Source organism: Shewanella benthica KT99, from assembly GCF_000172075.1.
Classification (GTDB): Bacteria; Pseudomonadota; Gammaproteobacteria; order Enterobacterales; family Shewanellaceae; genus Shewanella; species Shewanella benthica_A.
In genome coordinates this window covers 57,280-83,355 of sequence record NZ_ABIC01000016.1, presented here as the reverse complement: position 1 = coordinate 83,355, position 26,076 = coordinate 57,280, and the positions used below count along the sequence as shown (strand labels likewise).

Sequence of the window (26,076 nt, the reverse complement as noted above, 5' to 3'; positions counted from 1 at the left end):
AAAAGAATTCATAAAACAAACTGAGAATGATTTGATATTTCTTTAATATAATGGCGATAAAAATGTGAAATCATCATTATACCATTCCGAGTAAACAGTTATTGGATAACAGCCGCGCCACGGAGCTGCTAGCCTTGAATCCCCTTTATTTTTCGAGGAACGCTACATAAAATTAGCCGCCACTATCACAAACAATACGACAAAGACGGCTAGATATCGACTATCAATATCTAGCCGCCAAACTATCTCTGGCCAAGGGTGTGAGTCATTATCTAATGGTCTCCTCCAGCGGGGCTAACCCTAGCAGTCACAGCGCCTATTTAAAGATGAAAGGTGAATTAGAGGCTAAAGTCATTGAGTTAGGCTTTCAGCGGCTCAGCATAATCCAGCCTTCATTACTATTGGGTAAACGACAAGACGTTAGACTGGGTGAGAAACTGGGTAGCAAGCTACTTCCCCTTATCTGCCGACTTCTAGGACTGAGTAAATACCGGCCTATCACAGGGAAATCGGGTAGCCGCGAAGAGGTGTAAAATCGCGAGTCAGCAAGAGGCTTCAGGAGAAAGTAAGCTGCAATACTATCGACTCGATGAACTGTTCAATTAAGCTCTCACTTTCTTTAACAGGTATTGTAGCCAGCGGGTTTGTTGCCTACGACGTTATAGATAACGAGCATATTAAGACTTACCTAATGCAATGAAGTTAGCATCAGTATATGGATCTTCATGGCCATACCAATTGGCACTAATCTAAATACTGCCAGCTATCTGCACCATCGAAATGCCTTACCTTGATATCTTTCATCTTAGCGATAGGTGCCATGCGGAAGTTAATGCCGTATTTAGCATCGGGGACTTTATCCGTGGTGACATAATGAGTCAGGCAACCACAATTTTGGCAGTGATGAAACTCGATATACTCATCTCCCCACTTATAAGCCTTAGTGGCTGGCACACTGGTCCCCGCAATATCGGTGATCAACGACAGCTGAACTTCATCTGGCTTATAATAGCCCCACAAGGACCCACAGCGATTACAGGTGGAGCAGTTACAGGAAGTGAGTGTTTCAGGGGAGTGAGTAACTGTGATTTTCACATTACCGCAATGACAGCTTAGTTCCATTTTTACTACCAGTTCTTTGAAAGGTTAGCACTGTAAACTAAAGCAAGTCGTCGTTCTCCACAATAGGATTACTGTCAATACTGAGCTTATAAGAAAGCCGCTGCCTTACAGTAGAAAACCCCAAAACCAAGAGGTTTTGGGGTTATAAAGATTATAAACTTGCTGTTTTAGGCATTAAAAAGTCATCTTTGCCTAAGGTCAGTTGGCTCCTTTGACTCGTATCCTAGTAATTAATCGTGACCTTCTCGACGATAATAGGCTCGCGTGGCACATCATCGTGTCCCATCTTCGACGTGGTTCTGGCCTTCTCCATCTTCCTAACCACGTCCATACCTGAAGTAACAGCACCAAATACGGCGTAACCCCAACCGTCATTAGTCGTGCCGGTGTGATCGAGAAAATCATTATTGCCAAGATTAATAAAGAATTGGCCGGTGGCCGAGTGCGGCGCATCGGTGCGAGCCATGGCGAGAGTGCCTTTGACATTCTTAAGACCACGATTGGCTTCGTTAACGATAGCCGCACGTGTAGGCTTCTCTTCTAAATCGACAGTCATGCCACCGCCCTGCACCATAAACCCCTTGATCACACGGTGAAAAATAGTACCTTCATAGAAGCCATCCTCGCAGTATTTCAGGAAGTTCTTCGCACTCACAGGCGCACGTTCGAAATCGAGCTCAATCTCAATATCACCTAAATTCGTCGTAAAAATAATCATATGGCCTACAGTGTTAATTAATGGGTATCAGTGAATGAAATTATACCTAAAAAAGCAGGTTTTGTAGCAAGCGCATTCATACCAATCGATAATTAGTTACACGCACTCTAGCAATAGACTTGCCCTCATCCTCGCGGGAAACGGAACTCAACACAGATTGATCTAGTATCCCTGTTAATGTTGGCATGATTTACTGGGTAACCTTGGATAACTAGCAAGACATATCGACTAACAATTCCTCGGTGTAACCCTGCCATTTATGAGTTGTTTTTTGATAGAGTAAGAAACAAAATAATAATAAATCGAGGTTTCCATGCCCACCCAGACTCCCTTTATGATATTGCCACGGCGCCAAGCGCCGACAGACTGCGCAGTAATGTCGAGAAGTTGGTGAGCTTCGGAACCCGCCACACCTTGTCAGAGACCGAGTCTGATACCCAGGGCATAGGCGCGGCCAGACGTTGGATTAAAAATGAGTTTGAACGCATATCTACTGACTGTGGCGGCTGTCTGGAGGTGATAACTTTATCCGACACTGTGACGCAAGCGTATCCCTCATTCTACTGAAGTCGTCAATGTCATTGCCATCCAGCGCGGTACGCTCGAGCCTAAGCGTGTGGTGATGATGAGCGGAGATATCGATTCTCGCGTCACAGAGGTGATGGACTCGACCTCTATATCACCCGGTGCCAACGATAATGCATCCGGTGTGGCCGGAGCCATCGAAGCCGCCAGGGTACTGTCTAAATATCAGTTTGCAGGCACTATTATCTATGCCGCGCTATCTGGCGAAGAGCAGGGCCTCTATGGCGGCGCAGCACTCGCTCAATATGCCAAAGATCAACACTGGCAGGTACAAGCGGTACTTAACAACGACATGATAGCTAACATCGAAGGCATCAATGGCGTCATCGACAACTACCTATATGGCGTCGCCAGCGTAAGCGCTAACGGCAACACCAGCCCAGTGGTCTTCCCCGGCGCAGCAGGGGCTTATTAACCTGGATAAATGTAGGTGATTAGACTCTGTAGTTAAGCGCCTAGTCACCTTTTTTACTTTCTGCTTACGCCAATTCGCCATCGATTACACTAAAGCCCACCAAACAAGCTACATCAACTAAACTTGAGACTAGTGAATCCGTTTAATATAGATAGTGAAATAATTTCAATCGGTATACCCCCTGATTAGTAGGGTGATCAATATTGTGAGCAAGGCGTATATGGATCAAATTGTGATTAAGTATCATAACGACTCTCAACATCTAACCTCATTCGTTTCATTTTGGTTCTCTTTTATGTCTAAGCATACCAGCCACCTGTTCGCGCTACTGCTATCAATAATAAGTCTAGGGAGCATGGAGAGGGCTAATGCCGACAGCTCGATCACCCAAGATCCGCTGATGAAAAGCGAACAAGCCATCATGCGGATCTGTTATGAAGATAAAAACAATTTTCCCTTCATAACGAAAGAGAGTATCAGCGATAGCAAAACCCTTGGTTTACACGGCACCCTGACGGACTTAATTATTGCATCTGCACACACTTCAAACTTGTCGATTCAACTCGTTAGACTGCCTTGGAAACGTTGCATTCAACATCTAGCCCAAGGGAAAATCGATGCTATTTTTGCGGCAATATGGACACAAGAAAGAGAGACTTGGGGGGTATTCCCTAAGCTAAATGGCAGTATCAATTTAGATCAACGTTTATGGCGAGCCAGATATCGAGTATTTATCCATAAGCACTCGAACCTAAAATGGAGCAACGGACAATTTTCAGGGCTGAAATTAGGTGTGGCTGCACCATTAGGTTATATCGCCCATGACAAACTGTCTAAGTTAGGCACATTACCCGCCAACAACTTAACGCCAAATGAAGGATTTACCCTACTCGTCAGAGGAAGGCTCGATGGCTATGTGATTGAGAAATACATAGGCCAAAACATCATTAACCAGCTGAAATTAACCGATGAGCTAACGACATTAAAGGAAGATTTTATGCACGTAAATTTGTATATGCCTGTGTCTCACCAGTGGTACCAGCAACATTCAGAACTGACGCTAAAGTTTTGGCAAACATTAGCCGAAGTGAGAGAGGAGCAAGGTGACACAATTTTCAATAGCTATATCGATCCCTAGCATCTCATTATCCACTCAGCGCTTGTATCAATCTCCTTTATCTAGCGGTACTTAGCGGCCTCTACGCCTAGAGTTCTGACTAGAAACTAAAAAACTGAGCTATTAATAGCCTCATGGTTAATCAATCAAACTAGCAATCTAACGAGTGAATAAGCAGGAAAATGATCAGACACATATATTTTTTCAAAGCCCAGAAATGCGCTTTGATGAGTGATAGAATCGATGCCTGTTTAACTTGAAAATCATACAAGGTAGTGCAATGAATCCCATTCTTGCGATCTTAAAAGAACACAATGTCAGTGACGCACAAATTAAAGACCTGTTCCAGACTCTAACCGAAAATCCTATGGCGGCGATGACCACTATCGGTCAATTAGGCATACCACCAGAGAAGCTTCAACAGCTAATGGGGCTAGTCATGCAAAAACCTGCCCTGATAAAAGAAGCCGTTGTTGAACTAGGCCTGGATTTCTCAAAAGTTGCAGCCGCCAAGGCACAACTACAGAAATAATCCCACACAGCTAACAGCGCTGCTTTTAAAAATAAATAAGGGCCAGCCACAATTAATTCCAATCAGGAGTTGTGGGCGGCCATATTTTTGTCACCCGCTCAATTTCGATAAAAGCCGCCGCACTATTAATTCTTAGTACAGCTGTCAATGCCCCTATCTAAATGTTGTACTCAAGGCATCAATCAAGCTTGCATTAACATTCACTTCAACACCGTTGGTATTTACTTTCTGCGCCAACACGGCATTATTTTTAGAAATATCACTAATTTCAACAATACTTTGGTTTATTTGATTCATTATAAAATATCCATATAAAATGATGACATCAATCTAAAAAGTGATAGCGGAGACTTATTTCAACTTCAAAGAAAAGTACAACATAAAAAACTAAATTATGGTTCGAAACTAGCGAGTGTCAAATAATCGAACTGTAAAATTTAATCCAGCGCCACAAAACCCCAAGCCAAAACATGACAAACACAAACCTATCAAGTTGTTTTAACTTAACTTTTATTTTAATTCAAGATGAACTATTTTCTCCGCTGGATATGAATAATACTGGATTTGGCCCACCAAATTTAGATGACTCTTCCCAGCAAGCCAGTGGCCATTATTATAATAATGCCAGCTGGCATGCTCGCAAACCTTCGGACGGTGTTTATGTTCCTTTCGTTTTAGGTCCAGCGGGTAGGGTTAATGCCGATTTAAATTCTTTGGCTAAGTACTTAATGGCCCATCTTGAGGGTAGTCGTGGTGAGAACAACATTCTTGAAGCAAGCTCATTTCAAATACTGCACCAAGCGGTAGATGACGGTTATGCCATGGGCTGGGGAGCTTTCAATGTCGATTGGGCAAAAGAAAAAATATTGACTCACGGAGGTTCGAATACCTTTTGGCTGGCAGAATGGATGATTATTCCTGAAGAAAATATTGCTGTGATGATGATTATTATTAATGCGTCTGGCGATAATGCTAATCAGGCGAGTGGAGAAATTTTAGGTCTATTGATAAACCGTTATGGAACAACTCAGTAAACTTGGCTATATTTTGTGACAGCAAAATATCATGGAACTCACCGCTAACAACGCTTCTAATAAAACTAGATAAGGCCAGCCAAAATTTACCCAAATAATTTTGGGCGGTCTTATTTTTTTGTCACCAGCTCTATGTCTACATAATCCCCTGCACCATTAATCTCCGTTTCCCCGTTAATAATCAACAAACTTGATCAAAATTACAGACACCAAGCTCTATTCACACTTTAATGGTTCAATCTTATAACTAGCACAATTAAGAGTAAAAACATGAACATGGAAAAAGGAATTCTAGTTCGCTGGAAAAATGACAAGGGATTTGGTTTTATCGAACCGGAAACAGCTAATGGCAAAGATGTGTTTATTCATATCTCAGAGCTTAAGCATATGGCCAGAAAGCCCATCGTCGGCGATTCGATTGAGTATAGAACCCAGCAACAAGCCGATGGCAAATTCAAGGCCATCAACGCCAGCATAAAGGGCGTCGCAGTTATTTCAGCTTCTACGACTCCAAGACGTGCAAGTAACGCCAATCAAAGCAAAAAAAGCAAATCATCAAGCATCATACTCATTCCACTGCTGATCATTCTTGGCTTAGGTGTATTCGGCTTTAAAAGATATGAAGCTCTCTCTGAGCAATCAAACGCACCAATCCAAGTCACCAATGAACTCCAGCAGGAACCCACCGCCGAACAGATACAATGGACTCAGCCTAAAGAAAGTCTCCGCTGTGAATCAGGAAAACAATACTGCAGCCAGATGCGCTCATGTGCCGAAGCCAACTTCTACAATAACAACTGTCCCGGAACCAAGATGGACGGCGATGGAGACGGCATCCCCTGCGAAAAGCAACATTGTGGTTATTAATGACAAAATGGGTCTGAGGAAAAGTTTACTCTGACCCTGACCAATCCCCACTTGTTATCTATTGCACTCAGATGCCAATATCATGCATATTTTGAGACTGACGCAGTCTTTTTTGACCTTAAGGAATATTATGATTTTAATTACTGGCGCCAGCAGTGGCTTAGGGGCCGCGCTGGCAAATATATATGGCACCGAGGGGCAGTCACTGTTACTCACCGGCCGCAATGAGCAACGACTTGCCCGAGTGGTGAGCACCATTTCCGGTGAAGTCAACGCCATCGCCGCCGACCTGTGCCAGCCCCGGGAAATATCGGCGCTGCTAGACTCACTGTCACAGGCCCCAGATACCGTGATCCATTGCGCCGGCAGTGGTTATTTCGGTGCCATCGAACAGCAGCAGCCTGACTCGATCGAGAAACTGATCCATAACAACCTGACGGCGACGATCTTGTTACTACGGGAGCTAGTGAAGCGCTATCGCAATAACAAGATCAATGTCGTCGTAGTGATGTCGACGGCGGCTCAGGTCGCCAAAGCCGGCGAGTCCACCTATTGCGCGGTGAAATGGGCGATACGGGGACTGGTCGAGTCCCTGCGCCTGGAACTCAAAGGCAGCCCGATGAAGTTGATCGCCGTCTACCCGGGAGGCATGGCCACAGATTTCTGGAAAACCAGTGGCAAGGAGCTCGATACTTCGGGTTTTATGACCGCCCAAGAAGTCGCCATCATGTTAAAACAGGCTCTGGTCAACGCAGATCATGGTTATGTGTCAGATATTACGATCAATCGAGGCTAAGCGCGCATCTGCACGGCGCTTTGCACAAGCAAAGCGCCGACTCTAGTGGGATGACTTTGGTAGCTATAGCCGAGTCGCTTGAAATGTAGAAAGTCGGTGTTGATTTACTCAGCCCCTACTTGTTACAAATCTGATATTTCTTGCCATTAATGGTGATGATCCTTGCGGTGTTTATCGACCCTGTAAAAGCCGATACATTCACGCTATCTCTGACAACGGGTGACGATTACCCGCCTTTTACAGACCGTAAACTTGCCCAAGGCGGCATGGCGACCACACTGGTGCTCAACGCCTTCGAAAAATCTGGGTATTTTGTTAAAGAAATCGAATGGCTTCCATGGAAAAGAGGCTATACGCTCGCACAGCGAGGACAGTACCATGCAGCATTGCTTCAGAATGCTGCCGAAAAAGCGGGTTGATTTCGTCAGTGCGGCCCCTAACGATGCCATAAAAGCACTTTTAAAGGCTGGGATATCGCCAGAAGAGGTGCAACGCTCTGAATTTGTTGTTACAGAAATCTCGCTTCATGTGATTGTACCCAAACACATACCAAATGCTCAGGACATAATTGACGCCTTTAACAAGGGGTTAATCATACTCCGGGAAAATGGCCGCTATGAGGTTCTAAAACAAGAATTCAATTGGGTGGAGTAAAGTAAGCAAACTGAATAAGAGGAACCAGTGTACCAAGGCAATGGAAAAGGCAGGCTAAAGCTAGATAGCATAGGGTTTGAAACGCATCTTATGCTAAAATCCCCTATCAGCTTTATGAATGTGCAACAGATCTCATTTGTTTGACTGAGCGTAGTGAAACCTACCGTGATTAACTAATGAGGATACAAAATATGAGCAAGTTAAATGCCGAAGAACGCAAAGCCCGAGACAATGAACGTTTTGCACAACGAGTGGATGAGCGCAGGGTAAAGGGCGAAGATGTCGTTGCCTACGCACTAGCCAATAAGAAAGCCTTTAAGTTTCTGACTAAATCAGAGAAGCACAGCCTTAAGGAAAGACAAGCAGCACTTTTAGATGAAGCCAAACTAAAAACGCAGCAAGAACTTAAGACCAAAGAACAGCAAGAATTAGAAAAGATTGAAGCGGCATTTACCGATCAGTAAAACACCATAAACAACCATAGTTAATTCACTATGGATATGCGGGGTCACAGGCCCCGCCTATCAAGTTTACTCTGACTCCCATTTAGTGACTCCATTTATTCCGTGAGGCACCACTACTGGCAAGTAATAGTTGACCGGAACGAGTTTCCAGATAATCGCCGTGTGCCACTTTTCGCCTGCCGTTCACCCATAAATCACGTAAGCCAGTTGCATAGACCTCAGGTAGAACTATCGTCGAATTGTCACAGAAATTGGCATCAAACAAGCTAATATCGGCATAGTAGCCCGGCGCTAACCTACCTCGATTGTGGAGCGAAAAGGTATCAGCGCTCAAGGCCGTCATTTTATGAATGGCCTTCTCAAGCGGCAGTAACTGACGCTGTGAAACAAACTGGTGAATAATCCGCGGAAATGAACCACAGACCCTAGGGTGAAGCCGACCGCCGAATATTGTATCTGTACCAACCATGCCTCGCGGGTGCTGAAAAATGCGTTCTACCAGCTCCTCATCCATAAAGTAATCAATCATACGTACGTTACCGCGCTCACTGATAAGAAGATCAAGAGCAAAATCAACCGGGTGCAGGTCAGCCTTTCGTGCGCACTCGGCAATAGAACATCCCAGCCACTGCTGGGCCGCCTGACTTTCAACTTCACAAATCAAGATATTCTCCCAGCCCAATAGCGCCGGCAGGTTATCCCACGGCTCACCGGCCTGAGGTAAAATCCGTTCGGCAAACCAACTCCGGACCTCCTGTCTGACGGCCGGCGCTTTCAATGCGATCATGAGGGCATCCGGTGCGTATGTGCGAATAAGGCTGGGAGGCAAGATAGAAAGCAGTGTCGTACTGCCATAATGATACGGATACTGATCAAACGTGAGTTCATGGCGATCAATCAGCGCCAGTAACGAGGTTAATTTAGAGGCATTGCGGCGGCCGATAAGTTTTAGGTGAGAAATATGCAGTTGGCATCCAGCTTGCTGCGCCAAGGTGATCATTTCCTGCAAAGCCTCGAGAATCTCATCGCTTTCACTGCGCATATGCACAACCAATGGCTTATGGTGTGCGGCGGCAACCTGGGCCAAAGTTAGCAGCTCACGCTGATCACTAAATAACGCCGGATGGTAGATCAGCCCCAAACTGATACCACGAGCACCAGATCCCAACGCTTCATCAGCCAACTGAGCCAGCGTCCTGCGCTGATTTTTATCCATCGCCAAACAGCTGTTACCACAGATCTGATAACGCAATAAGCCATGAGGAACGAAGGAGGATAGATTGACCTCCAGCCCTCGTTGTTTAAGAGCTAAGCCATAGCTGGTGAAATCATCCCAGTTCCAGTCGACTGCTGGATTACCTATGATCAGCCGCTCTCTGACCTCATCCTGAAGCGCCTTCGGCAGCGGAGCGACACCAAGGCCACAGAGACCGACAAGTTCAGTGGTGATACCTTGTAGTACTTTAGGCTTAAAACCTTGTGGTAAAAATGTCGCCAGATCGGCATGGCTATGGACATCAATAAACCCCGGGGTAACATATGCGCCATCCGCATCAATCACCATATCAGCAGCGGTTGTGATGAGCGGTGCAACATCGGTAATCATCTGGTTATCAATGAGGACATCGCCTTTAAAAGCTGCCCCACCACTTCCATCGATTACGGTGGCATTTCTAATCAACTGGCGCATGGTTCCTCTCCATCCCTATGTTTACCCACCATCATAATAATTCATTATTTATGAAGTAAATGTGGTCAGGTTTGGAATAATTGGAAATAATTGCGAATAATGGGCTGAGGGATCCCCGCAAATTTAATAGCATGCCTGTGGATCCCTAACCAAATTTTGCAGCAACTTAATTCCAGCTCGCCAGTGGAACTTCAGCAGCTTCAACTTCCTATCCTTGTATGCCCTTAAGCCTATAAATTGGTTTAAGAGTACGTTACGGTACTTTATTGAATTAGCTTGATATTGCCAGTGCTTATCGGCAGCCTTTACTGCTAAACCTAGCAAATACAGCATGAACTGAGATAGGCTGGCGATGAGTAGCAATACGCTAAGCCTTACTGCAATTCGAGTACCACTATCATTCATCTTTAGACCAGTTTTAACATCCCTAAAGCTCTCTTCTATCTGCATTCTTGTCGCATAAATTTTAACGGCTCTCTTAGCGGTGTCGGTAGACTCACATAATGATGTCGCCAGTAACCATGGCTCTTTTTCTTTTTCTCGTTCTGCGCTAGCACGAGAGCTTTTGCTGTTTCTAGCACCGTCACCCATGGCATTTTTATCTTTACGCCCTTTGGGCTTGCGTTTGAAAATGACTAAAAATGACTAAACGAGTCTTAAAGCTTACCTTTTCACCCAAGTGAAAAGCGCCCAGGGTCTTGGCGCGTGAACTCGATAGACCATATAGCTTTTTAATTGGAGCACACTCGTTTTCTGCTACTTTCTTACAGTGAGTACGATTTCTGACACGGCCAACATAATCCCATTCAAGGGATAAAATCTGCTTAAACCAAGGAATACGAAAACCAGCATCGGTTACGATGATGGGCTTGCAGTCATTGGGTAGCATGGCTTTTAGCTTTGTCATAAATAACAGGTATGTTTTGGGCTTTTCCTTACGGTTTAAAGGATGGATCTCCTCATAAAGCATTAAGGAGCGACCTTGAGCAGCAAGGGTGGCTCGAATGAGGAAATTCTGCTTACGTTCGTCTAAATCAGACCAATCTATATGGATAATTGGCTGTTTCATTTTACCGACTAACAAGTAGACCATACGGGCATAGACAAACTCGATTTTTCGATGAATATTCACGTTGCTACAAAGCCTATCTACACGTTTGATCTTATGCTTTTCTTTGGCTATATTATCAATATTGCGGCCAAGTCCTGTAATGGAAAGAGAAGAGCCATTCATTGAGCTTTCAATGGCAGCAAAGAGGCTTAATCGCAGTGCATTGAGGGCGTGACAATCGATAAACATTTTGATAAAACTTGTTTCGCATTCATGGCATTTATCCGTGGTTATTTTTGTTTGGCGATAGATCTGATCACCAAATTCTGATTAATTTTGGCTTATTGAGACAATATTTGAGTTTTTGATAACCAAGAAAAGAGAATAATAAGTTGCTTGCTTGAGTAGCTTAAAACAAATCTTCCAGCCACTTTTTGGTCAGGCCAATACCGACCATAGCCTTAAGTTTTATTAGCGCCATAGTATCACCAGACTCCAATACCGCAGGGCCACAACGCGGGTCTGAGCGTTGTAATGCTCCGGTCATTTTATGATTAATTGGGATAGGTTCGCAGCCGTGTCCTGACTCACAAATAAAGTCCCATTTCTCTTTAGCGGGCGCATGACAAGCGAAGCAGTTGCCACCGAAACGATTCACCACATCAACGAAACCACGTTTTACAATTGTAGAACCACTTTCATTAACTTCCAATTCAAAAAACTCCCAGTCACCGCTTGCCATAAAAGTGCCAGGCTCGCGCTTGACCATCACTTCCGTAGGTACCAGTTGCACCACAGATCCGGTCGGATACACAGCCCCCTCAGGAGAATTTGCTGCGGCCAGAGTCCCTTCAATATCTCCCAGCAGATTGTCTACGTAAAAATGGCGCACAGGCGTCATTTCTCGTATGCAGCTAAAACTCTCTTCGTCGATAGTCATAACGGCGGATGCAGCTTCAGGCGTTGCCGCATAACTCGCTGTACTGCTGATCAGTGTAATGAACAAAATCATCGCCCATTGACCAGTAGTTAATACTATTTTCATGGTGTTCCTTATTATTAAAGCTTATAAAACGAGCCAAATTTAAATCGTGTTTTCGCTACAGGCATTCACAGAGTTGCCGGTGGTATCTGGTACTCTTGCCCCATAAGCTCATGGCGGCGACACCTACAGCGCCATTGAATATGTTTATTCTATTAACCCTCATTATAGTTGCGCACAATTAAATTGACAGCAATTTAATTTGAATTTGTGTGATATTGACAAATTTCTGCTGCATAAACTTTTCAAATAAGCGTGAATCTCGCATGGTCTATCACCTAGCTCCACACACTTCTATTTTGACAAGGGTGATGCAAGAGATAGTAAAATAATGTGGGTGCCCGTTAATCAATTTAGACACAAGGTAAAGTTTACTCTGATCCTGACAAATCCCCACTTTTAGACTACTTAATGAGTCCTGAAATTATACTCCAATCAACTTTACTATCGAGAAAATAGATTGCAGAAAGACCACCAAGACTAAACCAAAGCTTCTTTAGTGCAAAAATTAGTTTTTGAATTAATAAGCATAAGTTACCAATACTATCTATAACTAATTCCCCCTGCTTAACATGAGCAGAAGCTTTTTTGCCCCAAGTTGGTTTAACCATACAATCATCTCAGTTACCTTTAATAAGACTAATTATATCACACTCATCGGACCAGTAAAATAACGGTTGACAACTCGATAACTCGACAAATATGTTGATGGTAAGAGAGGGGAGCTAATTGAGGCTACGACTGAGAATGTGGCAGAGCCCTAGCTCATGAACGAGATCTAGGGACAGCGAACTGGCCTTGTAAATGGATTCACATCCCAAAGCAGTCCTCCTTGCCCTACTCTCTACTCCCTATTATGAGAAGGAAGTGGAACCCTGCGACCTTTATCAAGCGCTGCTTGGTTAGCTTACAAGCTAAGAACAAAGCTAAGAGCAAAGCGGTGGATCCCGGCCTAAAAGAACACCGGGATGACAGAATGGATTCCGGCTAAAAGCATCACCGGAATGACGGTTTAGATTGACGGAATGACGCTAGGGTTATCTTCCAGACACAAATCCCCTCCAAGACCATCCATGTGCAAATACCATATCTCCCCGTCCATGGGATATGGCATAAATGTTCCAGACACAAAAAAGCCCCGACACTGTTAAGTATCGAGGCTTTCATTACTCTTTTTCAAGAAGTTTGGTTTTAAGCTTTTAGGCTTTAGACCAGCAAATGTTTTTGCTAATTTTTGCGCAGGATAAATTGATTATGACAAGGCGCCTTGAGCGACGCGTAGTCTTTCTTACGCGAGCGATAAGGCAACACAGTAAGAATCGATTTAAACCAGCAAAGGGTTTTTCGCAGGATAAATCGTGTTAAAGCAAGGCGCTTTACCGCGACGTTTAGTTTTTCTTAAACGAGCAGTAAAGGAACGCAGCTATCACCGATTTAGACCAGCCAAAAAAGCAAAATTACATCATGCCGCCCATACCACCACCCATGCCGCCCATATCAGGTGCAGAAGCATCTTGTGCAACATCGGCAATCATACATTCGGTGGTGATCATCAGGCCAGCAATAGATGCTGCGAACTGTAGCGCGCTACGAGTCACCTTAGTTGGATCTAGGATACCCATTTCAAGCATGTCACCATAAGTGTCGTTAGCTGCGTTGTAACCGTAGTTACCCGTACCGTTCTTAACGTTGTTAGCAACAACTGAACCTTCTTCACCTGCGTTAGCGGCGATCTGGCGTAGAGGAGCTTCCATGGCACGAATTGCGATAACCACACCGTGCTTCTGATCTTCGTTAAGTACGTCAATGTCAGCAATCTTGCTGGCAACACGTACCAGAGCAACACCACCACCGGCAACAACACCCTCTTCGACTGCTGCGCGAGTCGCGTGAAGTGCATCTTCTACACGAGCCTTCTTCTCTTTCATCTCAACTTCGGTAGCTGCACCGACCTTGATCACTGCAACACCGCCGGCTAGTTTAGCCATGCGCTCTTGTAGCTTCTCTTTGTCGTAATCAGAGGTAGACTCTTCAGCCTGGATCTTAATCTGTGCAACGCGATCCTTGATTAGGCTCTCTTCACCAGCACCGTCGATGATAGTCGTGTCATCTTTTGTGATGATAACGCGCTTAGCCGTACCAAGATCTTCCAGAGTCACTTTATCAAGCTCCAGACCAATCTCTTCAGCGATAACTGTGCCGCCAGTCAAGATAGCGATATCTTGTAGCATAGCCTTACGACGATCACCGAAACCTGGTGCCTTAACGGCAGCAACTTTCACGATACCACGCATGTTGTTAACGACTAGTGTAGCTAAGGCTTCACCTTCAACGTCTTCGGCGACGATAAGCAGTGGCTTACCTGTCTTAGCCAGACTTTCAAGGGTAGGCAGTAGCTCACGAATGTTAGAGACTTTCTTGTCTACAAGCAGAATGTATGGGCTTTCCAGCTCAACGCTGCCAGTCTCTGGCTTGTTGATGAAGTATGGGGACAGGTAACCGCGATCGAACTGCATACCTTCTACTACTTCCAGCTCGTTTTCCAGAGACTGACCTTCTTCAACTGTGATAACGCCTTCTTTGCCTACGCGCTCCATCGCTGTTGCGATGATTTCGCCGATAGTCTCGTCAGAGTTAGCCGAGATAGTACCCACCTGAGTGATAGCTTGAGTATCGCTACACTCTTGAGATAGGATTTTAAGCTCGGCAACGGCTGCAATAACCGCTTTGTCGATACCGCGCTTAAGATCCATTGGGTTCATACCAGCGGCGACGGCTTTAAGGCCTTCGTTAACGATAGATTGAGCAAGAACGGTAGCGGTAGTGGTACCGTCACCGGCTTCGTCATTGGCTTTAGAAGCAACTTCTTTAAGCATCTGCGCGCCCATGTTCTCTAACTTATCTTCAAGTTCGATATCTCTAGCCACTGTGACACCATCTTTGGTGATCAGTGGTGCGCCAAAACTCTTATCCAGAATCACGTTACGACCCTTAGGGCCCAGAGTAACTTTAACTGCGTTTGCCAGTATGTTTACGCCCGCAAGCATTTTTACACGTGCGTCGTTACCAAAGATTACTTCTTTAGCTGCCATGTTCTTTTTCCTTTAAAATTTATTTGAATGAGATGTTGAAAATCAATGAGTACTTAACAGCTGCTTAGCTCACAACAGCCATTAGATCAGATTCAGAAAGGATCAAGACCTCTTCACCATCTATCTTCTCTTTCTTCACGCCATAACCTTCGTTGAAGATCACTATATCACCCACTTTTACGTCGAGTGGCTGAACTGAACCATTCTCAAGAATTCGACCATTGCCTACTGCGAGTACTTCACCGCGAGTCGATTCCTCGGCAGCGCTGCCTGTAAGTACGATGCCGCCAGCAGATTTTGATTCAGCTTCAGAACGCTTAACTATGACACGGTCATGTAATGGACGAATGTTCATCTATGGACTCTCCTAATGATTTTGCCCAGCATTAAGGCGGGCAAATAAAAAATATTGCGGCAAAACTTTATGTTGATTAAGTCGCTTGATGTTGAATATATGGGGCCATCTAGATGAGAACCAAGGTCTTTACAAAAATAATCTCATTTTTTTTATCCGGCTTTTATAAAAGCCTCACCAATCCTGATAGAATTGCCTCCCCCAGTAGACTAGGCAAGACTTCTCCATGAAAGACAGACACGGGCTGCTCACCCAGCCAATCGGTCGTGTACTGCTAAATATGAGCCTCCCAAACCTGATTGGTATCTTGACCATTCTTGGGTTCAGCCTAGTCGACACCTTTTTTATCAGCCAGTTAGGCACCGAATCTCTGGCAGCCATCAGCTTCACCTTTCCTGTGACTCTGATCATATCCAGCATAGCCATAGGCATAGGTGCCGGAGTTTCCACCAACTTAGGCCGCCTCATAGGCGCTGGTCAGGCAACTAATGCCAAGGTGTTTCTGCATGACTCATTGTTACTGACCTTTATGCTGACCGCACTAATCTCCATGCTGGGCAGCCTGTGCATAGATCCATTATTTAGCCTGCTTGGTGCCAATGATTCCAGCTTGCCACTGATAGATGACTACATGTTTATCTGGTATCTGGGGGCCCCTCTGTTGGTGCTGCTAATGGTTGGCAACCAGGGGCTGCGCGCCACGGGTGACACCCGCTCACCGGCCAAGATAATGATGTTGGCGGCGCTGATTAACCTTATTCTCGATCCCCTGCTCATCTTCGGCATCGGACCTTTTCCTCGGCTGGAGATCCAAGGGGCTGCTATCGCCACGGTGATCTCCTGGCTTGTCGCCCTGTCATTATCTAGCTACCTGCTGATATTTAAGCGTCATTTAGTGGAGTTTGCCGACTTCAATATAGAGCGCCTCAAGTGCAACTGGAAACAGCTGGCTCATATCGCTCAACCCGCAAGCCTGATGAACCTGCTCAACCCTCTCGCCAATGCGGTGATAATGGCCATGCTAGCCCGCATCGATCATGGTGCAGTCGCCGCCTTCGGTGCCGGGATCCGTATCGAGTCGGTATTATTAATAGTCGTGATGGCGTTGTCATCCAGCCTGGTGCCCTTTATTGCCCAAAACTTAGGCGCGGGTCAGACGCAGCGTGCCCGTGATGCCCTCTTGATGTCACTCAAATTTATTCTGCTGTTTCAGACCTTGCTCTACCTGCCACTGCTGCTATTGGCCGAGCCGATTGCTCAGTTATTCAGTGGCGACCCTCAAGTCGTAGAGTGGTTGTCCTTCTATATCTTAATGATCCCTGCCGCCTATGGCCCCTTGGGTATCGTTATCTTGATGGCCACATCACTCAATGCCTACCACAGACCCATGAGCTCTCTGATCCTCAATGTGTGTCGCCTGTTTCTAATTTTGCTGCCTCTGGCCGCACTAGGCTCGTACCTAGGTGGTGTCAAAGGCCTGCTTCTGGCACTGCCTATCACTAACACCTTGATGGGTATCGCCTGCTATATTCTGGCGAAAAAAATCTCCGAACCAGTACACTTGAAGTACACACAAACTGAAACTAACAAGCGCGCTAAAGGTCACTGATATGCAAACTGATACTTACACAGACAAGACATTTATAGATACCAACTTCAGCGGTGAAGATCTGCAGGATGCCAGGTTTGAGCGCTGCGAGTTTTACCGCTGTGATTTTAGTCGCGCCGATCTGACCGATGCCAACTTTATTAATTGCAGGTTCGTCGAGACGGGCACGAGTGAAGGCTGTAACTTCAGTTATGCCACCTTAATCAGCGCCAGCTTCAAACATTGCAATCTGAGCATGGCCCTGTTTATCGGTGCTCGCTGTTTCGGTATCGAGCTTAGGGAGTGCAACCTGCAAGGCGCTGACTTCGCCCGGGCTAGCTTTGCTAACCATATCACCCACAAGTCCTTCTTCTGCAGCGCCTACATCACGGAATCTAACCTCTCCTACGCCAATTTAGAATCGGCCAAGCTAGAGAAGTGCGAGCTGATGGACAATCGCTGGCGGGGCGCTAACTTGCTCGGTGCATCTATGAAGGGCTCAGATCTCAGCGGCGGCCAGTTCTCCCAATCACAATGGGGCACATTCGAGCTCGCAGGCTGTAACTTATGTCGGGTGGAACTCGATGGACTGGATCCCCGCAACGTCAAGCTCGAGGGCGTGATGATAAACCAGTGGCAGCAAGAGCAACTGCTGGCACCACTGGGGATCATAGTGGCACCGGATTAACAAACTAAGAAGTGATAAGTATTAAGCTCAAAACAGAGCGAAGAAAGCGGTAAGACAAAGACAAAGACAGCAGAGCCTAGATACGAGTCAGTACTCTAGCTTTACTTACAACTTACCGCTTACAACTTACAGCTAGAGCTAAACCCAAGACTTGATTGAGCCACGTAGTCGCTCTTCCCTGCCGCAACCTTTACCGATATTACAACGCTCAAGTGCGCCTAACATATGATCGATAAACCTCTGGCTCGCTAAGCTGATAAAACGTCTTGAGGGATAAACCAGATAGCACTTGCCTATATAAGGCTCTACATCTTCAAACAAGATGGTCAGCTCACCTCGATCAACATGCTCTCGAGTCAGCTTTGTAGGCAAAAACGCAATACCCCGGCCAGTAAGGCTCGCTTGCAGACAGAGTTGAATACTATTGAGACACAAGTTACCTTTCACCGCTATCTTCATATCATTGCCGAAGGGGACTTCACTGAAAATCCGACCGTTAGGGTAACGAAACAGGATAGAGTTATGCTGCTCGATCTCCTCTGGCAACACAGGCGTACCGGCCTTAGCCAGATAGTCCGGGCTGGCGACAAAATGCAGCTCTTCATTGATCACCTCTCGCGCCACCATCTCATTTTCATTAAATGAATCTTCTACCATGAAGGCGAGATCGATATTGTTACGGATCATATCCTGAGGCTCAGTGCTGACAATCAACTCGACGGTGAGCTCAGGGTGATGGTCCATAAACTCGAAGATGCCATTAGCAATATCCAATAGCTCAGGTACGGGAAACATGAGGATACGTAGGTGGCCGCCAATCTCGGCTTGAGTATCCGTAAGCTCCACCAGAGTCTGCTCAAGATCACCGAGAATTGCTAAGGTTTTGTCGTAGAAATGGCTCCCCGAAGCCGTTAACGTCATGGCTCGGCTCTGACGATGAAATAATTTAACCTTAAGTTCATCCTCTAATGCCTGCAGACGGCGGCTCACGGTCGACTTAGGCAAGTTCAGCAGATCCGCAGCATCCACTAAACTCCCCGTTTCTACGATGCGATGGAACAGGGCAATATCTTCAGTTTTCATAACTAACTCTCACTAATCTCTCACAGTCTCTCGATGATTTTCACATTCAAACCGCTAACGAAAACGATCATGCTCACGCTTAATTTTAACAAGCAAACCTAAACAGTCTCATTTTATGGAACCTATGGTTCCATATGTTCCCATTTTGTTCAATATTAGATGCTGCTATCTTAGCCAGCTTGATACATCTTGTCGCACACATGGAAACCGGTTTATGAAGTCCCTAGCAAAAAAAATCGTAGTCATAATGATCACCGGCATATTGGCTGGCTGCAGCGCAGAGTCCATCGAAGTTGCTCCACAAAGCATTAGACCGGTGAAGTTATTGGAAGTCACGGATGTTAATGCTGCTTCTATTCGTGTCTTTCCGGCAAAAATAGCCGCCACTAAGCAGGCAGATTTAGGCTTTAGAGTGTCTGGTCAGCTGATCGATTTTACTTTGGTCGAAGGCCAACAGGTGAAAAAAGGCACTATCCTGGCCAAACTCGATGACAGAGATGCCCGCAACACCTTACTCAACCGCGAAGCCGATCATGAGCTGGCCACCGCCGACTATAAGCGTAAGGGTGAGCTGTTACGTCGCCAGTTGATCTCACCGGCAGATTACGATCTCTCTAAGGCTCAACTGAAATCAGCCGCTGCCGATCTGGCTAACGCCCACGATCAATTGAGTTACACCCATTTACTCGCACCATATGACGGCACGGTCGCTAAGATCTCCATAGACAATTATCAGATGATTCAGGCAAACCAGTCGGTTCTCGTGTTACAGAAAGATCGTAATATCGACGTGGTGATCCAAGTGCCTGAGTCTATGGCCAGTCAGGCCATCAAATTTAATCCCCATGCTAAATTTCAACCTCAGGTACGTTTCAGCGCTCAGCCGGAGCAAGCCTATCCGGTAAAACTGAAAGAGCACGCGACTCAAGTGACTCCAGGCACTCAAAGTTACGAAGTTGTCTTCACATTAGCCCGACCCACTCAGATCCATATTCTTCCGGGTATGAGCGCCGAATTAAGCTTAGATCTCTCTACTGACTCTCAGCTAGATAAGACAGTGATCCCTGCCAGTGCAGTGATGAAGCGTGATCTCGATGGTGAAAGTATCATCTGGCTCTACCATGCAGACACAGGCAAGGTGACTGCACAAATCGTCACCTTAGGTCGGGTCACCACAGATGGCATAGAGATCTTAACAGGCTTGAGCATGGGCGATCAGCTAGTGGTAGCCGGTGTGCAGTACCTGTCAGCAGAACAGAAAGTTAAACCTCTTCACTGGCAACGCGGGGTGTAATATCCATCCGACTCAATATCACCTAAGCTTTTATTTTTACTCTTTCGCCTGCAAGGATTTTACGCCGTGAATTTCGCACAATACGCTATAGAACATAAAGTGGTGAGCTGGATGTTTGCCCTATTGCTACTCGTGGGGGGGGGCAGCATCTCATTTCTTGGGCTAGGTCAGCTCGAATTTCCTGAGTTCACCCTCAAGCAGGCACTCGTGGTCACCGCTTATCCTGGCGCTTCACCGGAACAGGTCGAAGAATCGCCCTGGGTATGCTGGTCGATAACGCCATCGTGGTGACCGAAGGCATACTCATAGGCATCAAGCGTGGCCAAACCCGACTAGATACATCTAAACAGGTGGTGTCACAGACTCAATGGCCGCTACTTGGCGCGACAGTCATCGCCATTCTGGCCTTCGCTCCGATTGGCTTGTCAGACACGGCCACGGGGGAGTTCTGCGTCTCGTTATTCCAGGTGTTACTGATCTCGCTGTTTATCAGTTGGATCACCGCCATGACCTTAACCCCCTTCTTCTGCCACTTGATGTTCAAAGATGGCGAAGTCAGCGGGGATGAAATTAATGACCTTTACAAGGGCTTGATATTCCAGTTGTACCGTACCTGCTTAAATCTGGCGATGCGTTTTCGCGCCGTCACTCTACTCATAGTTATCGCGGCATTGTTCACCTCGCTAATGGGCTTCGGCTATGTGAAAAATGTCTTCTTTCCTGCCTCAAACACGCCTATGTTCTTCGTGGATGTGTGGATGCCGGAAGGCACTGATATCAAGGCGACAGAGACCTTGATCGGTCGCATAGAAAAAGACCTGCTCGCCCAGCAAGAGACCCAGGATATTGGCCTGGTTAACCTCACCAGCGTTGTCGGCCAGGGCGCCCAAAGATTCATGCTCTCCTATGCTCCGGAGAAAAGCTACAGCTCCTACGGTCAGCTACTGATCGAGATGACAGATCTCACCAGCTTAAACCGATACATGCGTACACTGGAGAAGGAGTTAAGCCTCAAGTATCCCGAAGCCGAGTATCGTTTCAAATATATGGAAAATGGTCCCAGCCCTGCGGCTAAGATTGAAGCAAGATTCTACGGTGAAGACCCTGTGGTACTGCATCAGCTTGCCACCCAAGCCAAGGCGATCTTAGATGCTGAGCCTACAGCCGTAGGCGTAAGACATAGCTGGCGTAATCAGGTGTTCCTGATCCGCCCACAACTGGCGCTCGCTCAGGCCCGTGAAACCGGGATCAGCAAACAAGATCTTGATAACTCACTCCTGATCAACTTCAGTGGTAAGCAGATCGGTGTCTATCGTGAGAACAGTCACCTGATGCCTATCATCGCCAGGGCGCCGGCCGAGGAGCGCCTCGATGCCGACAGCCTGTGGAAACTCCTGGTCTGGAGCTCAGAGAACAACGTCTTCGTGCCCGCCACTCAGGTGGTGTCAGAATTTAGCACCGAGTGGGAAAACCCACTTCTCATGCGCCGCGACAGGAAACGTATGCTGGCCGTATATGCCGACCCCATCAACGGCACCGATGAGACTGCCGATTCGGTCTTCAAGAAAATCAGAGCAGACATAGAAGCCATCCCGCTTCCAAGTGGTTATGAATTCGAATGGGGAGGCGAGTACGAGACTGCAGGAGAAGCTCAGGTCTCGGTATTTAGCTCAATTCCTATGGGCTATCTGGCTATGTTCCTCATCACTGTGCTGCTGTTTAACTCGGTACGCCAGCCTCTGGTTATCTGGTTTACCGTGCCGTTAGCCTTAATCGGCGTGGTATCCGGCCTATTAATATTCGATGCTCCCTTCAGCTTCATGGCGCTGCTAGGTTTACTCAGCTTGACCGGCATGATCATCAAAAATGGCATAGTATTGGTAGATCAAATCAATCTGGAACTGAGAGAGGGCAAGGAGGCCTATCGGGCTGTGGTCGACTCGTCGGTGAGCCGAGTAAGACCCGTGTTGATGGCAGCGATAACGACTATGTTGGGAATGGTGCCTCTGCTATCTGATGCCTTCTTTGGCTCTATGGCGATCACCATCATCTTCGGCCTAGGCTTCGCCTCTGTGCTAACACTCATCGTCTTGCCGGTGACTTATACCCTGGCATTTCGTATTCCTACCCTAAGAAGCTGCAGCAAGAAATGGCTTAAAAAATAAAATAGTAGGAGTAAAAAATAAGGAGAAAGCTCACGACCCAAGGATTAACAAGTAACTTGCTTCCCGGCAATCCCGATCCCATTGCGGATCGGGTTTACTGTTAGACGCAAGCCAGGCAAACGAGTCCAACTCAGAAAATAAACAAAAATTCATCGACAAAGTCGCATTTTTACAGCAAGCCATGGGTCGAATTGATTTAGAATGATTGCAACCTGCATATCAAGCAATGAAGAATCTCATATGAACAAGGCAATCACAGCCGCACTGATCTCAGCCTTAGTCTGTCCCGGGACCGGGCATTTTTACTTGAAAAAATATAATATCGGCACCCTAATCTCTGCCGTCAGCCTGGGCGGATTAGTCTATCTTCTCTATCAAGCCGTAGAGCGAGCACAAGAGATTTCAGCTCAGATCTTATCTGGTGCCGTTCCGCTGGATTTTAATCTGATCTATCAGATGTTCACCGAGCAACCGAGTGGCGCAAAGGCAGTCTACGTATCTATTGCCACTTGGGCATTTATCATTGGCTGGCTGGTTGGGGTTATCGATGCCTATCGACTGGGCCACGCTTTAGATAAAGCTGATGAGCTTTAAGCGGTAAGCGGTAAGCGGTAAGCGGTAAGCGGTAAGCCATGAGTAAAAAGAAAGACCCGGGACAATCCATCTTAGTCCGGGCCTTTACTTCAAACGTTTTAACGGCTAACTCTTAAATCCGCTTCATTGCCGTTGTCGTAGAGAAATCATGTTGAGTCGAAGGGTTCACTGTCTTTTGGACGACGACTGCTGCTTCATTGATAGAAAACAAATATTTGTCGTTTGCCGCCACCGTTTTAGAAAAATCATGTCGAGTCGACGCTTGTTGCAACTGGTTGCCCTTAGCAGGCTGATTATTTGAAAAATCGTAGCTGGATTTTGCAGCCGCTGTCTTAGAAAAATCAGGAATATCTGCGAAAGCAGACGCCGATGAAAATACAAATACTGCAGATAAGGCCACGCTGGTTAATAACTTCATATAAAACTCCAATCTTTTCTGACCACAAGTGTGTAACAATAACTCTAAGTTAATTATTACAAATAATGAACAAATTAATCACATTTCATACAAATTGATACAAATATAACCAAATTTCCGATAAAAACTTGTGCGGCATCGTCTTTTATGTAGGAGGGGCTTTAACCCCGATGTGCAATGAATTGATTCTCTTCCTGCTAAATTGGCGAACCCGGTGGCATCTTGAGTGGCTGAGCTATCAAGTTAACCTTAGCATCTTTCATTCCTCTCTCAACGCCATCGGCAAGCCAAGCAAAGTGAGCGGCCTCGTAGGCGCTGACTCGCTTTACCTTACGTTTAAGCTGCTTAAGGGTGTAACGCAGACGCCCTGCCAGCTGGGCCTTTACCTCGGGTCGCGTCTGTTTAGCATGGTAACTGGCTAACAATTCATCGAGTATCACGCTGTTAACCCGCATCCAGACGCCTTGTTCGGCGCCGTTGGGCATATCCTCATACAGTGTACTGCCCAGTAGTTTATCGACTAATGCCGGAACGGATAGTTGTTCCCTGTCACCGATATAGCCCTGATTCACTCGATTGAGTCGCTGAGGCGCGAGCAGCTGCTGCACCGTATGACGGCTCAAGACTTCGGCCATACCGAGAGGGTCTGTGATGACCCCAAGACCCGAATCGAAACTCTCACGAGTCCTATTATAGTTACCCGACTTGGGCACTAAGGACTCCTGCAATGTCTGGGAGATAGCTAACGCCTTGGGTGACAAGGTCTCCAGCAAGGCATCCAGGGCTCTCTTTTGCAACTGAGGCGCAATGTAGTGCCATGTCTCACCTTCTATTCCTTCGCTATAGCTGTAATCTGTGCCACCGATAAATTTAGCCGCGGCGGTGATCTGATAACGATTGAGCAGATAGATGGGCACAAAGATATCGCTTAGCTCCCCCCTGGGCTGACCCGCTAATAACGCGGAGGGAGAAAAATCATCGATCGCCTTGGCTCGCACCTTATTGATACGGATGAGCTCGGTAACGGGATCGCTGCCATTGTCCCAAAGACTGGCGTAGGCATTACTGGCACCTTTCGAGCGAGAATCTGCTTCACCTATGTAGCGTAGCCCCTGACGCTGCACCTGAGTCATCAATGCAGATAACTGAGTCGACTCCTCGGCAGAATCGCTATATTCACTATAACCATATTCGACAATATACTTATCCCAGGCACCAACTCCAATACCGTAGGGAGCCGAAATATCTATCTTATCTCCTTTCAGTGTCACCCGTGGATGGGGGTAATCCATCACTGAAGAGTTGCCATTACTCGAGGCGGCGAAGTTATGATCGAAACCTAAGGTATGGCCAACTTCGTGGGCGGCCAGCTGGCGAATTCGAGCCAGAGAAAGTGCCATAGACGCATCTTCTGCAGCTTGTCTATCTTCCCAGCCAGCAGTGAGGCCGCGGGCAATCAGATGATCCTGACGAACCCTTTGGCTGCCTAAGGTCACATGCCCCTTGATGATCTCGCCGCTTCTTGGATCGGCAACCACCGAGCCATATGACCAGCCGCGTGTCGCCCTGTGTACCCACTGGATCACGTTGTAACGGATATCTTGAGGATCGGCATCCTCTGGCAATAACTCGACCTTAAACCCACCGATAAATCCGGCCTGCTCGAATGCCTCTGCCCACCAGCCAGCCCCCTCTAAGAGTGCGCTGCGAATGGGCTCAGGTACACCTGGGTCCAGGTAGTAAGTGATAGGTTCGATCACTTCACTGGGCTCAGATCCCGGATTCACCTTCTGTAGGCGATGACGCAGCAGATGACGCTGACGAATATCCTGATTAACCTGAGTCGCGTAATCCAGATACTCATCGGACAGATAGCCGCTCATAGGCTGGTAATCGCGAGCCACATAGCCCTCTTCTGGCAACTGAATAAAAGAGTAACGCAGACGGACCGACATATGATTTGCATCGGGCGTCACCTGGGCCACATAGTGTCCCGCCTTGGCGCTGTTGAAGGTCAACAGCACGTCCACGTCGCTGTTACGCTCGAAGGACTTGACGCCTTCAGGCAAGATGAGTGAACGGCTTTTATCTAGTTGATAGCTGCCCTGCTGAGTGTCTTCGAGCACCGAGGAGATGCCATGAAGATCGTTAATCAGCAGATCATTGATCGACACCAGATCTCGCTTGCCATCAATGATCTTGCCTCGCCAGAGCACTGACTCGGCAAAGGCCTCTTTAACCGCTCTGAGCTCAGCAAGGTTATCGGTACTGGCACGATATTGAGTATTGAGCTGCTTCAAAATCAAGTAGGGACCGTGACGCTCAAATTGCACCATGCGGGTATAACCGAGTTGACCACGGTCTAGGCCGATATCGTTGGAACCAACACCATGGGGCAGACTTGTCAGTAAGAGGAAGGGCTGATCTAGCTTGTTCGCTTCCAGGTAAAGCTCACCATCGGCTTTAGAATAGAACAAATTGAGAAAGCCGCTTGCGGACTGGCTTTTCTTGATGATAGTGGCGCTATTGCTTGTGGCGGTGGCAGCAGTGGCAGCGACGACATCGACGACGGGCACAGAGAGAAGTGCTATCGCCAATGCGAGATTATAGGGCTTCATTGGGTATCCTTGAATGCGGCTAAGACGGTTTTTAGTGCTCAACAATTCAATATTAATTTTTGTTTTATGTTGAGTCTCTGTGCTAATTTTGCAC

At 46.6% G+C, this 26,076-nt stretch carries 25 protein-coding genes and 3 pseudogenes; 16 read left to right on the top strand and 12 right to left on the bottom strand.

Annotation, left to right across the window (positions count from 1 at the left end; all coding sequences use genetic code 11):
* Nucleotides 1-260: 260 nt before the first annotated feature.
* Nucleotides 261-533, top strand: a complete 273-nt coding sequence (locus KT99_RS20760; RefSeq protein ID WP_198402011.1) for a hypothetical protein — start codon at nt 261-263, stop codon at nt 531-533.
* A 211-nt stretch (nt 534-744) separates the two neighbouring features.
* On the opposite strand, the gene KT99_RS09650 is transcribed toward KT99_RS20760, so the two are convergent.
* Complete coding sequence (locus KT99_RS09650; protein ID WP_040571827.1) at nt 745-1,122, bottom strand: GFA family protein; 378 nt, start codon at nt 1,120-1,122, stop codon at nt 745-747.
* A gap of 223 nt (nt 1,123-1,345) precedes the next feature.
* A complete protein-coding gene (locus KT99_RS09645) occupies nt 1,346-1,840 on the bottom strand; it encodes a peptidylprolyl isomerase (RefSeq protein WP_005499447.1) in 495 nt (164 codons plus the stop codon).
* A 330-nt stretch (nt 1,841-2,170) separates the two neighbouring features.
* On the opposite strand from KT99_RS09645, the pseudogene KT99_RS09640 reads away from it, so the two are divergent.
* The 3 genes and pseudogenes from KT99_RS09640 to KT99_RS09630 all read left to right on the top strand — a co-directional run.
* A pseudogene (locus KT99_RS09640) lies at nt 2,171-2,759 on the top strand (M28 family peptidase); the annotation flags it as partial.
* Nucleotides 2,760-3,045: 286 nt separating this feature from the next.
* Entirely contained in the window at nt 3,046-3,978 is a 933-nt protein-coding gene (locus KT99_RS09635) for a substrate-binding periplasmic protein (protein WP_157752199.1), read from the top strand.
* Nucleotides 3,979-4,237: 259 nt separating this feature from the next.
* Nucleotides 4,238-4,489 (top strand): DUF2999 family protein, encoded by a 252-nt coding sequence (locus KT99_RS09630; protein ID WP_005499443.1) that lies wholly within the window; start codon nt 4,238-4,240, stop codon nt 4,487-4,489.
* A 153-nt stretch (nt 4,490-4,642) separates the two neighbouring features.
* Here the strand turns inward: KT99_RS09630 and KT99_RS22020 are convergent, their stop codons facing one another.
* A complete protein-coding gene (locus KT99_RS22020) occupies nt 4,643-4,786 on the bottom strand; it encodes a hypothetical protein (protein WP_157752198.1) in 144 nt (47 codons plus the stop codon).
* A gap of 173 nt (nt 4,787-4,959) precedes the next feature.
* On the opposite strand from KT99_RS22020, the gene KT99_RS09625 reads away from it, so the two are divergent.
* From KT99_RS09625 to KT99_RS09600, 6 genes are all read left to right on the top strand, one after another.
* Nucleotides 4,960-5,523 (top strand): serine hydrolase, encoded by a 564-nt coding sequence (locus KT99_RS09625; RefSeq protein WP_040571826.1) that lies wholly within the window; start codon nt 4,960-4,962, stop codon nt 5,521-5,523.
* A 276-nt stretch (nt 5,524-5,799) separates the two neighbouring features.
* Complete coding sequence (locus tag KT99_RS09620) at nt 5,800-6,390, top strand: excalibur calcium-binding domain-containing protein (protein WP_198402012.1); 591 nt, start codon at nt 5,800-5,802, stop codon at nt 6,388-6,390.
* Between the two features lie 130 nt (nt 6,391-6,520).
* Nucleotides 6,521-7,186: an SDR family NAD(P)-dependent oxidoreductase gene (locus KT99_RS09615; protein ID WP_005499440.1), complete on the top strand. Its 666-nt coding sequence runs from the start codon at nt 6,521-6,523 to the stop codon at nt 7,184-7,186.
* A 155-nt stretch (nt 7,187-7,341) separates the two neighbouring features.
* Nucleotides 7,342-7,605: a hypothetical protein gene (locus KT99_RS09610; RefSeq protein WP_157752197.1), complete on the top strand. Its 264-nt coding sequence runs from the start codon at nt 7,342-7,344 to the stop codon at nt 7,603-7,605.
* A complete protein-coding gene (locus tag KT99_RS09605; RefSeq protein ID WP_005499438.1) occupies nt 7,583-7,840 on the top strand; it encodes a hypothetical protein in 258 nt (85 codons plus the stop codon). Before KT99_RS09610 ends, KT99_RS09605 begins: the two co-directional genes overlap by 23 nt.
* 191 nt (nt 7,841-8,031) lie before the next feature.
* The gene (locus tag KT99_RS09600) at nt 8,032-8,304 is read left to right on the top strand and encodes a hypothetical protein (protein ID WP_005499437.1); all 273 of its coding nucleotides are present in this window, start codon (nt 8,032-8,034) and stop codon (nt 8,302-8,304) included.
* Between the two features lie 82 nt (nt 8,305-8,386).
* Here the strand turns inward: KT99_RS09600 and KT99_RS09595 are convergent, their stop codons facing one another.
* The 6 genes and pseudogenes from KT99_RS09595 to KT99_RS09570 all read right to left on the bottom strand — a co-directional run bounded on the left by KT99_RS09595 (nt 8,387) and on the right by KT99_RS09570 (nt 15,534).
* Nucleotides 8,387-9,994: an N-acyl-D-amino-acid deacylase family protein gene (locus KT99_RS09595; RefSeq protein ID WP_005499436.1), complete on the bottom strand. Its 1,608-nt coding sequence runs from the start codon at nt 9,992-9,994 to the stop codon at nt 8,387-8,389.
* Nucleotides 9,995-10,117: 123 nt separating this feature from the next.
* Nucleotides 10,118-11,320 (bottom strand): annotated as a pseudogene (locus KT99_RS20120) (IS4 family transposase).
* Nucleotides 11,321-11,454: 134 nt separating this feature from the next.
* Nucleotides 11,455-12,090, bottom strand: coding sequence for a hypothetical protein (locus KT99_RS09585; protein ID WP_005499433.1), 636 nt, complete (start codon nt 12,088-12,090; stop codon nt 11,455-11,457).
* A 401-nt stretch (nt 12,091-12,491) separates the two neighbouring features.
* Nucleotides 12,492-12,698, bottom strand: a complete 207-nt coding sequence (locus tag KT99_RS09580; protein ID WP_005499432.1) for a hypothetical protein — start codon at nt 12,696-12,698, stop codon at nt 12,492-12,494.
* Nucleotides 12,699-13,544: 846 nt separating this feature from the next.
* Complete coding sequence (gene groL / locus KT99_RS09575; RefSeq protein ID WP_005499431.1) at nt 13,545-15,179, bottom strand: chaperonin GroEL; 1,635 nt, start codon at nt 15,177-15,179, stop codon at nt 13,545-13,547.
* A 64-nt stretch (nt 15,180-15,243) separates the two neighbouring features.
* The gene (locus KT99_RS09570) at nt 15,244-15,534 is read right to left on the bottom strand and encodes a co-chaperone GroES (RefSeq protein ID WP_005499430.1); all 291 of its coding nucleotides are present in this window, start codon (nt 15,532-15,534) and stop codon (nt 15,244-15,246) included.
* 226 nt (nt 15,535-15,760) lie between these two features.
* Here KT99_RS09570 and KT99_RS09565 point away from each other — a divergent pair, with 226 nt between their 5' ends.
* A complete protein-coding gene (locus KT99_RS09565) occupies nt 15,761-17,143 on the top strand; it encodes an MATE family efflux transporter (protein WP_005499429.1) in 1,383 nt (460 codons plus the stop codon).
* 1 nt (nt 17,144) lies between these two features.
* Nucleotides 17,145-17,810, top strand: a complete 666-nt coding sequence (locus KT99_RS09560; RefSeq protein WP_005499428.1) for a Qnr family pentapeptide repeat protein — start codon at nt 17,145-17,147, stop codon at nt 17,808-17,810.
* Nucleotides 17,811-17,948: 138 nt separating this feature from the next.
* Here KT99_RS09560 and KT99_RS09555 read toward each other — a convergent pair whose 3' ends face one another.
* Nucleotides 17,949-18,893, bottom strand: coding sequence for a LysR family transcriptional regulator (locus tag KT99_RS09555; protein ID WP_005499426.1), 945 nt, complete (start codon nt 18,891-18,893; stop codon nt 17,949-17,951).
* Nucleotides 18,894-19,107: 214 nt separating this feature from the next.
* Between KT99_RS09555 and KT99_RS09550 the strand changes: the two genes are divergently transcribed.
* The 4 genes and pseudogenes from KT99_RS09550 (at nt 19,108) to KT99_RS09535 (ending at nt 22,946) form a co-directional block, all read left to right on the top strand.
* Nucleotides 19,108-20,187, top strand: coding sequence for an efflux RND transporter periplasmic adaptor subunit (locus KT99_RS09550; protein ID WP_040571825.1), 1,080 nt, complete (start codon nt 19,108-19,110; stop codon nt 20,185-20,187).
* A gap of 111 nt (nt 20,188-20,298) precedes the next feature.
* A complete protein-coding gene (locus tag KT99_RS21345; protein ID WP_232504279.1) occupies nt 20,299-20,478 on the top strand; it encodes a hypothetical protein in 180 nt (59 codons plus the stop codon).
* A pseudogene (locus KT99_RS09540) lies at nt 20,439-22,352 on the top strand (efflux RND transporter permease subunit); the annotation flags it as partial. The gene KT99_RS21345 and the pseudogene KT99_RS09540, both read left to right, overlap by 40 nt.
* 240 nt (nt 22,353-22,592) lie before the next feature.
* Complete coding sequence (locus KT99_RS09535) at nt 22,593-22,946, top strand: hypothetical protein (RefSeq protein ID WP_040571823.1); 354 nt, start codon at nt 22,593-22,595, stop codon at nt 22,944-22,946.
* Between the two features lie 112 nt (nt 22,947-23,058).
* On the opposite strand, the gene KT99_RS09530 is transcribed toward KT99_RS09535, so the two are convergent.
* Nucleotides 23,059-23,364, bottom strand: a complete 306-nt coding sequence (locus tag KT99_RS09530) for a hypothetical protein (protein ID WP_005499417.1) — start codon at nt 23,362-23,364, stop codon at nt 23,059-23,061.
* Nucleotides 23,365-23,561: 197 nt separating this feature from the next.
* Complete coding sequence (locus KT99_RS09525; RefSeq protein ID WP_005499415.1) at nt 23,562-25,982, bottom strand: zinc-dependent metalloprotease; 2,421 nt, start codon at nt 25,980-25,982, stop codon at nt 23,562-23,564.
* Nucleotides 25,983-26,076: the final 94 nt, after the last annotated feature.